Source organism: Pedobacter sp. ISL-64, from assembly GCF_018613605.1.
In the GTDB taxonomy this organism is placed as follows: domain Bacteria; phylum Bacteroidota; class Bacteroidia; order Sphingobacteriales; family Sphingobacteriaceae; genus Pedobacter.
The window spans coordinates 47,586-59,817 of sequence record NZ_JAGGPU010000020.1; the positions used below are offsets into that span (position 1 = coordinate 47,586).

Annotated in this window: 11 protein-coding genes; 3 read left to right on the forward strand and 8 right to left on the reverse strand. The window is 40.1% G+C overall.

What is annotated here, in order from left to right; all coding sequences use genetic code 11:
- Positions 1 to 7: 7 nt before the first annotated feature.
- The 4 genes from J7E57_RS21500 to J7E57_RS21515 form a co-directional block, all read right to left on the reverse strand.
- Positions 8 to 1,009 carry an aldo/keto reductase gene (locus tag J7E57_RS21500; protein WP_215131068.1) on the reverse strand — a complete coding sequence of 334 codons (1,002 nt, stop codon included), beginning with the start codon at positions 1,007 to 1,009 and terminating at the stop codon, positions 8 to 10.
- 81 nt (positions 1,010 to 1,090) lie between these two features.
- Complete coding sequence (locus tag J7E57_RS21505) at positions 1,091 to 1,996, reverse strand: helix-turn-helix domain-containing protein (protein WP_215131066.1); 906 nt, start codon at positions 1,994 to 1,996, stop codon at positions 1,091 to 1,093.
- A 150-nt stretch (positions 1,997 to 2,146) separates the two neighbouring features.
- Positions 2,147 to 2,566 carry a nuclear transport factor 2 family protein gene (locus J7E57_RS21510; protein WP_215131064.1) on the reverse strand — a complete coding sequence of 140 codons (420 nt, stop codon included), beginning with the start codon at positions 2,564 to 2,566 and terminating at the stop codon, positions 2,147 to 2,149.
- Between the two features lie 581 nt (positions 2,567 to 3,147).
- Entirely contained in the window at positions 3,148 to 3,549 is a 402-nt protein-coding gene (locus J7E57_RS21515) for a nuclear transport factor 2 family protein (protein WP_215131063.1), read from the reverse strand.
- A 143-nt stretch (positions 3,550 to 3,692) separates the two neighbouring features.
- Between J7E57_RS21515 and J7E57_RS21520 the strand changes: the two genes are divergently transcribed.
- Positions 3,693 to 4,706, forward strand: coding sequence for an AraC family transcriptional regulator (locus J7E57_RS21520; RefSeq protein WP_215131060.1), 1,014 nt, complete (start codon positions 3,693 to 3,695; stop codon positions 4,704 to 4,706).
- A 179-nt stretch (positions 4,707 to 4,885) separates the two neighbouring features.
- Here the strand turns inward: J7E57_RS21520 and J7E57_RS21525 are convergent, their stop codons facing one another.
- From J7E57_RS21525 to J7E57_RS21540, 4 genes are all read right to left on the reverse strand, one after another.
- The gene (locus J7E57_RS21525) at positions 4,886 to 5,524 is read right to left on the reverse strand and encodes a DUF6266 family protein (protein ID WP_215131058.1); all 639 of its coding nucleotides are present in this window, start codon (positions 5,522 to 5,524) and stop codon (positions 4,886 to 4,888) included.
- A gap of 261 nt (positions 5,525 to 5,785) precedes the next feature.
- Positions 5,786 to 7,045, reverse strand: a complete 1,260-nt coding sequence (locus J7E57_RS21530; RefSeq protein WP_215131056.1) for a DUF2264 domain-containing protein — start codon at positions 7,043 to 7,045, stop codon at positions 5,786 to 5,788.
- 10 nt (positions 7,046 to 7,055) lie between these two features.
- Complete coding sequence (locus J7E57_RS21535; RefSeq protein ID WP_215131054.1) at positions 7,056 to 8,252, reverse strand: glycoside hydrolase family 88 protein; 1,197 nt, start codon at positions 8,250 to 8,252, stop codon at positions 7,056 to 7,058.
- Between the two features lie 365 nt (positions 8,253 to 8,617).
- A complete protein-coding gene (locus J7E57_RS21540; protein WP_215131052.1) occupies positions 8,618 to 9,505 on the reverse strand; it encodes a LysR family transcriptional regulator in 888 nt (295 codons plus the stop codon).
- A 91-nt stretch (positions 9,506 to 9,596) separates the two neighbouring features.
- On the opposite strand from J7E57_RS21540, the gene J7E57_RS21545 reads away from it, so the two are divergent.
- Together J7E57_RS21545 and J7E57_RS21550 are read left to right on the forward strand one after the other, a co-directional pair.
- Positions 9,597 to 10,319, forward strand: a complete 723-nt coding sequence (locus tag J7E57_RS21545) for a class I SAM-dependent methyltransferase (protein ID WP_215131050.1) — start codon at positions 9,597 to 9,599, stop codon at positions 10,317 to 10,319.
- Positions 10,320 to 10,755: 436 nt separating this feature from the next.
- Entirely contained in the window at positions 10,756 to 12,165 is a 1,410-nt protein-coding gene (locus J7E57_RS21550) for a S41 family peptidase (RefSeq protein WP_215131048.1), read from the forward strand.
- Positions 12,166 to 12,232: the final 67 nt, after the last annotated feature.

Below are 12,232 nucleotides of genomic sequence, written 5' to 3' on the forward strand. Positions count from 1 at the left end.
AGGTCCGTTAGTGGTTAACCATCTTCATTGCGCCTTCACTATAACGCTCACCAGTGATAGGATATCGCCTGATCAGTTCATCAACCGCTGTAAGATCATCACCTGTCAGCTCAACTTCAATCGCACCTACATTATCTTCCAGGTATTTTCTTTTTTTCGTGCCTGGAATCGGGATAATATCCTCGCCCTGCGCCAGCACCCATGCCAGGGCGAGCTGTGCAGGTGTGCAGCCCTTGGTACCTGCCAGTGCCGCAAATTCAGCTATAAGCCTATTGTTACCGGCGATATTTTCCTGTTGGTAACGTGGCAGGGTTCTTCTAAAATCATCGTCAGCCAGGATATTTACATCGAGTGCATTGGTAACCAGGCCCCGAGCCAATGGAGAATAAGGCACAAGTGAAATACCAAGTTCACGGGTAGTCTGCAATATCCCATTTTCCACATCCCTTGTAAGCAACGAGTACTCACTTTGCAGCGCAGCAATCGGGTGCTCGGCATGTGCTTTGCGTAAAGAAGCGACAGAAGCCTCACTCAGTCCAAGATAGCGTACCTTTCCCGCTCTTACCAGATCGGCCATAGCGCCAACGGTTTCTTCAATCGGAATGTTAGGGTCAACGCGATGGGCATAGTAGAGGTCTATCGTATCGATTTTCAATCGTTTCAGGCTCTGTTCAACCGCAACTTTCATCCAGGCGGGAGAACCATCAAAATAGGTTCCCGTTGCGCTACTGGGGCCGGCAATTCCATCTTTAAAACGGAATCCAAATTTAGTTGCAATAAATACCTTGTTGCGGTTAGGTACAAGTACCTTAGAAATGAGCGCCTCATTTGCTCCGTTTGCATACATATCGGCAGTATCCCAAAAATTAATACCAAGATCAAGTGCTTTTTCAAGAGTCGCTAAACTTTCTTTGTCGTCTGTAGGTCCATACGCAAAACTCATGCCCATGCAGCCTAAGCCAAGTGCAGACAGTTTTTCGCTGGTTGTTCCTAAATTTCTATATTTCATTTTGATCAGATTTTGTTCACTCAAATGTAGATAAGAAAGCAAAACCGCGACTTATAATCATCAAACAGATCGTTATAATATTCAAACAGTTTCTCTCAATTTAGTAGGTGCTGAACCGGTGTGTTTTTTAAAGAACAGTGTAAAATATGAAGGGTATTCAAAGCCCAGGCTGTAGGCAACATCACCGATATTCCAGTCGGTATGCTGCAATAGTGCCTTAGCCTCTTTAACAATCCGGGCAGCGATATGAGCGGTTGTAGTTTTACCAGTAACCTCTTTTACAGAACGGTTGAGGTGATTGATGTGTACAGATAAAGCGTCGGCATAATCGGCAGGGTTTTTCAGTTTGAGTATAAGCGTAGGAGAATCAATTGGAAACTGTCTTTCCAGCAGTTCAAGAAATAAGGCAGAAACCCTTGAAGAGGCATTGGCATAAGTATGAAAATTTGTGGCCGGATTATTTTTCATCGCCTCATGAATCAACAGGTGCAAATAGCTACGCAGTACATCGTACTTGTGCGGATAAGTGGAGTGCATTTCTGCCTGCATCTTCTGGAATATGGCCGAAAATTCGCGCAATTGAACTTCATCTGGAAAGAACACCGGATTACAGCCGACCTTAAACAAAGGTGAATCCCGCAGGTTATTTACCCGTTCACTATGCTGAATGAAATCTTCGGTAAAAAGACAATACCAGCCCGACTGCTGATCTGAGTCTGCTTCCCAGGAATAAGGCACAATGGGGTTTGAAAATAGCAGTGCAGGTCGATCAATCTGTATCCACTTATCTGCATAATAGATCTTTCCCTTACCAATGATAAGTGAAACCTTATAAAAATCGCGGCGACTGTATGGGCTTACCACAGCGCAGTTATCTCTTGTGAATACGTTTATGTGGCCAATGCCAGCATTATCAAGTGGAACATCGATGGGAGCATGGTCTGGCAACCTGTTGTAAAAATCGATAACGGTCTCTGCTTGTTTCATACTGTAAATTTATAAAAATCAAATAATATACCTTGCATAAACCAAATTGATTGACCTCAACCGCCAATTCCAGAAACCCCTAAAACAAACTGCTTATCAGCATTAATTAACAATCTGTTTTTAATGAAGAGCGGTCAATAGATTGTGTTTTCAAAACCCATCATCCAAAGCCCTTACCAAACCCAAAGTATCTTCCAATAGTCTGTATTTAACGATCAATCCCTCAACAATCGTTATTTCTGTGAAAAACAGCGATTTATAAACTTTGTTTGTTTTCACCATCCGAGTTTGAAAATTCCCCGAACTAATTACTACATTTCCAACGACTGCTATATGATCAATCATTGCAGAAACGGCTTCTGTATTTTGCCATAACAGTTCAAAAAATTCCCGTACCTGATCACAGGTATTTCGGGTTCCCAACCAGGGCGCGATTGTTTCGTCTCCAGGAACATACCAATCAAGCTCTTCCGGGAACATTTCTATTATCTTTTGGATGTTACGTTCACCTAATGCAGAATAATAGCTCAAGACTACATCGATGGGACTGTAAGATTCAGTTGCTTTCATCTATTTTTAGTGTTACAATATCAAATGCCGGACAGTAAGAAATGGCCTGTCCGGCATTTATTTAAGTTTACTTAGCGCCTGTTTAAAAATTAAATAAAATTATTTCGTATGTCAGTCTGAGGGATAATTTATTTTATAAAAATCAATATGAATGACGTATACATTTATTTTTTTGCCTTAGGGCACAGTCTTGCCTCGGCTCACCGCCGCCGATAGGCTCTTTCTTTTTGGCATCAAAAAGACCAGCACAGCTAGCTTGAATGCCGTTGAAAACATAAAGCCCCATGAAAAAACAAAAAATGCCGGCTGAAAATTTTTCTTTTGAAGCCAGTTGTTTGGCCAGAACAATGCAACCCGAAAAATTTGTTAGGCCGGATTTAAGTAGAACGGGGATAGCAGTGCTATGGCCTAGCTGGATGGGAATGCGAAAGCGGTTAAAGTGCTGATTAATAATAGTTTATAAAACAACATCAATGGTAGCGTAGTCGAAGACCATTTCAACGCATTAATAAATGCAATCGACTACGCTCAGTGCGACAGCAAAAGGCCATAATATTTGTTATAAAAATTTAAACAGGCTCTTAGTTTGTCCAGAAGTCATCCTCCTGCACCTGATCAGCAGAAAAAATCTCTACATTACAGATTTTACCATGCTCAACCGTGTAAATATCTATATTGTAAACGTCGAGTTTTTCTCCAGAGGGCTTCTCTGCCATCCAGTGTAACAGGCATGCAACCCGGTTGCCGTTTAAGCTAATTGATTGATAAGCATCTAACTGTAATGTGTTACCGGAAATCTCGAACATCTTACCGACCATTCCGAATACCTCCTGCTGTGAACGCTTTAGGCCTGAGATCTCGTTGCTGCCAGGCTGTGACCAATTTACATCAGAAGACAATAGTTGGCCAATTTTTTCAAGATCGACCGCTTTAACCGAGGTCAAAAATTCTATCACTGTTTCTTTTGATTGATTTTCCATCATATTTTCTATTTAGTATCTGAACCAAAGTTCGCAGGTTCAACTGAAGTTGAGATTACCATTAAACGACATTAAGCTATCTTTTCCCGTCAAATTATTTTTATTCTCTACTATATTGATATTTTAGCTTCCAATATTTATCTACTATGGAAGATCAGATTAAAAATTTCATATCAAGACTGATTGGTTATGCGGTTCAAAGAGACATATCTGCAGAAAAACTTCTCCGTGCCTCAAACATCACCATAGATGAACTGACAACTTCAAAAAATCCACTTACGGCTAAACAGATCGATGATGTCTGGTTTAATGCTGTATCTATAAGTAGAGACAACTTGTTCGGTCTTCATTTTGGGGAATCCTTACAGCTACAGGCATTGGGAATTGTCGGAGAAATAATAAAAACGAGCAGAACAGTGGGTGAAGCGGTAACTAATGCTGCCCCATTGGCCCAAATCATCTCAGCATCGGTAGAGCTCAGAATTTTCAGGGATGACCATCATTTTTCGATAATATTTGTACCGGCCACTCGGGATTGGAATCAAAATACAACTGAAATACAAACCGTTGACCTTTTAATGGTTCTGGTAATACACGAACTTGACGGATTATTGTTTAAGAAGCTGTACCCAAGTTCGGTCAGCTTCGCCAGATCGCTGGATAACCTTGAGGAATATGAGCGTATACTGCGTTGTAGGCCGGAGAAAAATGCAAAAACCACTCAAATTTCATTTGATATTGCCTACTGGAATGAAAGGATTATAAGATCAAAACACGAACATCAGCAAGTTTTGCTTTTGGAAGAGGGCCTCTGGCAAAATACGCATGCATCTGACCGGGCATTAAAAAAGCGTATCTACAATTACATATGGTCTAACTCCTATCTGAAAATGGTTACCCTGGAAGATATTGCATGTAACTTTAATCTCAGTCCACGTACACTCCAGCGTAAACTAAAAAGTGAGGAGATCAATTTTCAGCAGCTAGCTGATGAAGCCCGTAAAAACCTTGCTTTAATGTATTTGAAAGATGATTCTCTTCAGATAAAAGAAATATCTACCATGCTTGGCTACAATGAAGTAAGCGCATTTATACGTGCATTTAAACGATGGACAGGAACGGCACCCACTGATTATCAGAAAAAATTGCTTCGCTCGTAGTAAAAAAAATCACATCATTTTTTAACGGCTATTATCGTTGTTATACTGCTGTACAATTGAGACAGGTGCAAGTAAACCTGTGGCGATAATCAACCCGGCAAACTATAAACAGCATAATTTAGGCGTCGCAAAGATTGCCTTGATAATATTTTAATGGAGTACGACTGGTTACTGGTATCTTAAATGATAATATTCCCTGTGTAGCTACTCATTGCAATAGACTGCCTGTCATCTGAAATAAATGAAATCCAGGTATGCAATTCATTTTCTTTTTCAAATGCGGGGATTACAATTGTCTCCATCCCATCAATTCTTCTTGCGCCACTGAGTTTAAAATAAGTCCGTTGAGCTTTAACATTATAAGCAATTACCATCACCTGATCTGTTTCCCTAATCGAGTTATTAGCTGTATTATTTTCCCAGCTGAAATGAAGGCCCACATCGTCTTTAACTACGTTGGGCTTTTCTGCCCCCAACAAACTTCCAAAGGTTAGACATACCTTTGCATAATCAATTTCGCCATTTGCATCCAATGCATTGAGCATATTGTACGACTTGGCTGCATTATGCGCGGTGATCATCCTCAGTTTAGATTCGAGATTGTACCCAACCCTAATGAATGTAATTAAGGGTTTAAGGAAATGCTGCATCCTGGTAAAACCAAACCTGCAAAGCTTTTGTTGGGCTGTTCCTTTTTTGTTTTTTACACTGGATTTAGGTAGCGCTTTCATCACCCATTGTCCATTTAGTTGATAGCCTATTACGCTCCCAACTTTCCCGGTGAAACCACCGTTGATTCCTTGTTTAAATATTGCCATAATTTTAAAAATTATGGGATGATTAACACTAAGATAAAAAAAGAATTGTAATCAACATACTATTTCAACAAATTTAACAGGGTTTTAAAACATAGTTAGTTCGGATATAATTGTCACAACTCTGTTGTAAGTCCGAACCAACTCCGAACCAAGCCCGTCCCAATCCTTAGTTTTTCCGAACCAAATCCCGATTCATCAAGTAGCTTAACGTAACAATTTGAATCGAATTTAACTTTAAGATACAGCCTCCTTTTTTCCAGGTTAAAAATCTACATGATAATCTTTGGAGAATGGTTTTGCTGCCCAGGCTTTTTTCGATGTCCACTCTGCAGAGGGTGCGGCCCAAAATTCATCGCTAGCGGGCAAACCCAAAGGAAGGAACGATAGTGTAGCCATATACAAACTACCTGTAGAGGTATAATAATCAGCTATTTCCGGATCATGCCCACAAAAACCAAGCTGTAACCATCCTTTTGCGTCAAAAGTTCCGGGTATGCCATACATATTCTGTTTAACTTTAGTTAAGGCAGAACGTACCTGAGCGGGCTGAATAGTTGCTGGCAACTTATGCATTAAGGCAATTTGACTTAAAGCTTGGAAAGCGCCGGTTCTATAGGTAATCGAACGTCCAATTGGTGGATAGGTTCCTTCAGGAGAAATCATGCGCTCTTGCCCTACTACATAACGCTGCATCCTTTTTACGGCAAGATCGTACCGTTCTTTTTTGATTAGGTTCTTATCGAGCATAACAGCTAGCGTATCCACCATCATCGGGTGGATTACAAAGGAGTTGTAATAATCAAAAGCCATGTTTACGCCATCACCATACCAACCATCTCCTTTATACCATGCGTTTAATGTATCTACCCCCTCATTTAAGCGGCTTTCATCGTGTGGTTCGCCAATCGATAATAAAAAGGCTTCGGTAATAGAACCAAATAACAACCAGTTATTTTTAAAGGGTTTTCTGTTTCTTAATGATTTAAACGAAGCAATAATTTCGCGTTTTGTTTCGGGCTTTAACGGTTCCCATAGCGCTTTAGGTGCTCTTAAAAAAGTTTGTGCCAGGTAGGCTGAATCAACAATTGGCTGATAATCCCTGGTAAAATTTAGTTTATCAGGACTATTTACCGCAAAACAGCTATCCAATCCCTGAATGGCTTGTAATTTCAATTTATTCCTTAAAACACCTTCGGCTGTGGTATCATCAGGTAGCGAAAGCCAGGGTGCAATTCCGGCATAGGTACGGCCAACAGCTTCCAAATACGATACAGCAGGTGTTCTGGAGTCGAATTTCGGTGCAGTAACCACTGGCATATTTTTAATCAGTGTTCCATTGGCTAAATTGGAAACAACGGGGCTGGCAATCTTATACAGCAGTTTATACCAATATTCTCTGTCGTTTTTTGGTTGAGAACTTGTACTGTTATTAGTTTTTGTAGCGGATAAAATTTCGTTAGGATTAAACAGCCCAAATACTCCGGTTAATGACAATGCGCCTATAAATTTTCTTCTTTCCATTTTTTGTGTGTTATAAATACCAGTTTTTGTAGCGCATTAGCGCCTCGAGATAGTAATAATCGGCGTAGCTTAGCGGAACGTCGACTTCTGATTTCAGGGGCAGGGCTCCAGTACTGTGCATCAGTAAAAAACCGCCGTTTTCACCCTGCTTTGCAGTATACGCATCAGATGAGAGTGAAATGATCATTTTTTTTGCTACGCCTACATATAATTTTCGCTCGCTTTTTGTTGCATACTGTCCTAATTCTAGCAAACCAGAGGCAATAACCGCAGCGGCAGAAGCATCACGATAAGTATCTGGAATGTTAGGTGCGTTAAAGTCCCAGTATGGAATCTGATCGGGAGGCATATTCGGGTGGTTGATAATAAACCTGGCGATGTTTTTTGCCTGATTAAGATAATGTTTGTTCTTGGTAAAACGGTACATCATGGTATAACCGTATAATCCCCAGCCCTGGCCGCGGCTCCAGGCCGATTCGTCAAAGGCCCCCTGGGCCGTACCTCTTTTAAGTACTTTGCCAGTGGTCATATCGTAATCTACTACATGGTAGGAACTATAGTTTGACCTGAAATGGTTTTTAAGCGAAGTATCGGCATGGTTGAGGGCAATTTTCTTGTATTTCGGATCGCCACCATGATCAGACACCCATGCCAACAGCTCCAGGTTCATCATATTATCAATAATAACAGGGCCTTTCCATTGTTTACTGCTATTCCACGATTGGATTACGCTAGCAGCAGGGCGGTAGCGCGTGGCAAGCGAAGCTGCAGCTGTATCGATGGTTGGTTTATATCGCGCATCACCTGTAATGCGGTAGGCGTTGCCGAAACTACAGAACATCATGAAACCTAAATCATGGTTTCCGGTATAATGTTTCTCCTTCTCTAGTACGGCAAGGCGTTTTTCTGCCTCTTTTAAGGTGCCAGAATCTTTAGTGTATTCGTAAATATAAAGTAGCGAACCCGGGTAAAAACCACTGCACCACCATTTGGTATCGCTCGTTTCCAGCTTATTATTTTTTGCATAATAGGTTTTCGGCATGCGGTCTGCCGGTGTGTTTTTGGCCAGTAACTGATATTGTTTCTGTGCAAATTCAAATTGCCTGTCGAGCAGATTTTTCATCGCTTTTTTTTCATCGGCTGCCTTTTGTGCATGAGCAATTACTGCTGTGGCCAGGAAACATATGGTGAACAATAATTTCTTCATAGGTTAGGTAAACTTGTATAATCCATTTTGTGTAAGCCTTAACATAGGCTTTTGATGTTGGTTGCGGCAAATTTGTGCTTTTACAAGTTTAAAAGAGGTGAAAATCGGAAATGATATGGTAGAAAATCGGAAATCAACTACCTTTTGGAGTTAATTTTACAACAATCCATTTTACTGAACTTGTTTTAGGCAGTTGACCGTTTCTTTTGAAAAATAATGCCCAATGAGTGGCTATAGGATTTTGAAATTTGTAAAAACGACTGCCTCCCCCATCGGAGAACGGCCTTTCTTTCAATTTCATCGGTCTTTAATCAATGTATATTGATTAATGGTACTGGATTTCATTATGCTTATCTTACTGAAAGTCAATTGATTTTTAACTCAGCATAGTGTTTAATAAACCAGGTTAATGCCGGGTTTTTATTTGATTCTTTATAAGCCAGTACCACCTCTGTGTTGACCGGAATAGCATCAAATTCAATAAAAGATACTTTCAACTGTGCATATTGTTTTTTTAACGACAACGGCAAAATAGATACACCCAGGCCTGCTTCTACCAGTTGTAATATAGAGTGTACATTGTTGGCCTCGTGGGTAATATCGGGACTAAAGCCCATCCGCTGGCAAATTTCCATAAGTTTCTGGTTATACTGCGGTGCAAAATCTTTATTAAAGAATATAAACGGGCTTTTCTTCAAAAAATCAGCAAGTCCGTTCTTCGTATCAATTTTTTGGTCTGCTAAAGGAATAACCACTACAAATGGATCAAAAAACAAAGATTCTACTTTCAATTTTTCCGATAAAACCGGTGCTCTTAAAATCCCCACATCTAAACCACCATGTTCTAGCTCTTTAATTTGAGCAAGTGTAGGCACTTCGAACAAACTCGTTTTCAAATAGGGAAATTCCCGGTACATTAATTTTAAAATTTCTGCCAGGTGCGATTGGTAAACCGAACTGATGTAGCCAATCTTTAATTCGCCGCTAATACCTTCATGAATTTTACGAACCACTTCTTTACTCTCTTCCAGTTTGGCAAACATGGCATCCACTTCAACCTTAAAGTACTTTCCGGCATTTGTTAATGCAACCCGCTTATTACTCCTGGTAAACAATTGTACTTCGAGTTCTTCTTCCAGTTCTTTAATCTGCCTGCTCAAAGGAGGCTGCGAAATAAAAAGTTTGGTTGCAGCTTTAGTAAAATGAAGTTCTTCTGCAACAGTTTTAAAATACAACAAATGTCTGAGCTCCATATTTATAATACTTAACAGGTATCGTTTTATGCTAAAATTGATATTTTACAAATATGATCAACAGCACTAACTTTACAAAAAAATTAAAGCAATGAGTAAAGATTATTCGCACAAGGCAACAAATGAAGAAATTAAAACAAGGTTTGATAACGATGTAGAACGTTTCTCGAACTTAGAGAGCGGACAACAAACCACCATCGATGCGCCACTTACCATGGAGCTTTGCACCGGAGCGGCCAAATATATTAATCCAAATGCAAAAGAACTGTTGGATATTGGATGTGGTGCGGGCAATTACACGTTAAAAATGCTCAGCAAAATCCCAAACCTTAACTGTACACTTAACGATTTGAGTTTACCGATGCTGGATCGGGCAAGCGATAGGGTATCGGTACAAACAACCGGAACAGTAACCGTTATACAGGACGATATGCGTAACCTTAATTTACCCGATAATCATTTCGATATTATACTTGCTGCTGCAACATTTCATCATTTGCGCACCGATGCCGATTGGGAACTTGTTTTTACCAAAGTTTACAAGGCTTTAAAACCTGGAGGCAGTATCTGGATTTCAGACCTCATTGCACACGATTCCGTTTTGATCGATAATCTTTTTCAAGATCAATACGGGGCCTACCTTGAAACACTTGGCGGTGAAACATACAAGCAAAAGGTATTTGATTATATTGAATATGAAGATACCCCACGTTCTTTAAACTATCAATTGGCATTATTGCAAAAAGTTGGGTTTAGCGTTACCGAGATCCTGCACAAAAACTCTTATTTTGCAGCTTTTGGAGCGATAAAATAATAAAAAAGAGGTTGTATCATAAAGGCAATTTCAGCCCAGAGCTGTCATGTTGAGCCTGTCGAAACACCTTAAAGCGTATTTAAACAGGTCCTTCGACAAGCTAAGGATGACAAATCTCATTTATGATACAACCTCTTTGTTTTCAGCTTAAAAATTTATATATCTCTTAAACGCTGAAATAGCAACAGAGATTAACGGTTCTTATTATTAATCAAATCGGTGGCTTTTCCGTTTTTGGCGTCAATGGGTTTACCATTCTGAAGGTAAATTAAGCCGTTTCTATATACAGCCAAGCTGGATTTTCCTCCAGCTAAATAGTTGCCCGGCACAGGAATATCTCCTTCTTGTTCAAATATGCAATAGATAAGTCCACTTTGAAAATTAATCTCGGGTTAACAATAGTAGTCTTAAGTTTGTTCTTAAAATCCGAAAGGCGATGACAAACCACATAACACAATTAAAAAGAGCAACTTATTACAGCATTTATCTTGTCATTCTATTTTTAGCCATTCTGCCTTCATGCAAAAAGGGCAATAAAAACCCCGATTATCCAATTGGAAGCAACGAGAGCATTAACACCTGGATACTAGATAGCCTTAAACGCTACTATTATTGGAATGAGCAATTGCCTGCCGATCCTAATATCAGTTTATCACCAAAAGATTTTTTTAATTCCATCCGCAATGCATCCGATCGCTTTTCATATATCAGTATCCCTAACGACCCAAGCACCACAATACCAAGCAATAGAAATTTTGGTTTTGATTATGCAACGGTAAGCGACCAAAACAGCGCAAAAGTTATCGGGATCATTAAAGTTGTATTAAAGGATTCTCCCGCATCGAGGGCTGGTTTAAAACGTGGAGATTACCTCAGTAAAATTAACGGCAAAACCTTAACTGCTACTAATGCACAGGCTTTGCAAACCGAAATCTTAAACAGCGACCGTTTTTCTTTAGGTTTAGCCGAGCTGAATAACAATACCTGGACAGATACACGCACTGTTGACTTAAGCAAAGGTGTAATACTCGACCAACGGGAGATTAGCAAGGTTATAGAAAGCGACGGAAAAAAAATCGGTTACCTCTATTTTCTGGATTTTAATGGCGGTTTAGCCAGCTCACTCACTCCTGTTTTTAGTAATTTTAAAGCAGAAGATGTATCCGATCTTATCCTCGATCTCCGTTATAACGCGGGTGGTCAGGTAGCAGAAGCAGCAGGCATATGTGCCATGATCGCTAAAAATGTATCGTTCAATAAACCTTTCATTACCTACAGGGGCAATAAAAATGGCGGAGCCAAAACAGAATCTATTGGTACTGCAGCTACTTTCGATGGTACCGTAAATTTCAACACCCTCTTGCAACAAAACCTTGGCCTAAGTCGGGTTTATATTTTATCAACAGCCGCCACGGCATCTGCCTCAGAAGTAATGATCAATAACCTAAAACCTTTTATTCAGGTGGTGTTAATTGGCGAAAAAACAAAGGGAAAAGATGAAGCATCATTTAGGATATTTGATGCACGAAGCCCTAAACAGGTAAAATGGGAAATGCACCCGATTGTTTATAAACTTTCTAATGCACAGGGCAGCGGTGGGTATAGTGCTGGAATCAACCCCGATATCGCAATCAATGAAATGAGTATTTTGCCCTTGCTTCAACTGGGTGATCCTGCAGATCCCATGGTAAAAGCAGCAATCGCTGCGATAACAGGCAAAGCCATCAAAACATCGATTGCTATAAATAATGTGCTTTCCAAGCGCTTTCGGGCTGATCGCATTTTAATGGATTCGAGGGCAGAATCTGCGCAACAGAGTATCGTAACTACGCACCGATTAAAGTGATAGAAAAGGTTTTCATTGTGTTAACATTAACTTTAAACGTGACCACTAACTTGCCTCCCATAACCGC

Bases quoted from the DNA above. Each gene is read 5' to 3' on its own strand.
- J7E57_RS21530 (WP_215131056.1), bottom strand. From the start codon at position 7,045: ATGGAAAGAAGAAAATTTATAGGCGCATTGTCATTAACCGGAGTATTT.
- J7E57_RS21510 (WP_215131064.1), bottom strand. From the start codon at position 2,566: ATGAAAGCAACTGAATCTTACAGTCCCATCGATGTAGTCTTGAGCTAT.
- J7E57_RS21535 (WP_215131054.1), bottom strand. From the start codon at position 8,252: ATGAAGAAATTATTGTTCACCATATGTTTCCTGGCCACAGCAGTAATT.
- J7E57_RS21545 (WP_215131050.1), top strand. From the start codon at position 9,597: ATGAGTAAAGATTATTCGCACAAGGCAACAAATGAAGAAATTAAAACA.
- J7E57_RS21520 (WP_215131060.1), top strand. From the start codon at position 3,693: ATGGAAGATCAGATTAAAAATTTCATATCAAGACTGATTGGTTATGCG.
- J7E57_RS21550 (WP_215131048.1), top strand. From the start codon at position 10,756: ATGACAAACCACATAACACAATTAAAAAGAGCAACTTATTACAGCATT.
- J7E57_RS21500 (WP_215131068.1), bottom strand. From the start codon at position 1,009: ATGAAATATAGAAATTTAGGAACAACCAGCGAAAAACTGTCTGCACTT.
- J7E57_RS21515 (WP_215131063.1), bottom strand. From the start codon at position 3,549: ATGATGGAAAATCAATCAAAAGAAACAGTGATAGAATTTTTGACCTCG.
- J7E57_RS21540 (WP_215131052.1), bottom strand. From the start codon at position 9,505: ATGGAGCTCAGACATTTGTTGTATTTTAAAACTGTTGCAGAAGAACTT.
- J7E57_RS21505 (WP_215131066.1), bottom strand. From the start codon at position 1,996: ATGAAACAAGCAGAGACCGTTATCGATTTTTACAACAGGTTGCCAGAC.
- J7E57_RS21525 (WP_215131058.1), bottom strand. From the start codon at position 5,524: ATGGCAATATTTAAACAAGGAATCAACGGTGGTTTCACCGGGAAAGTT.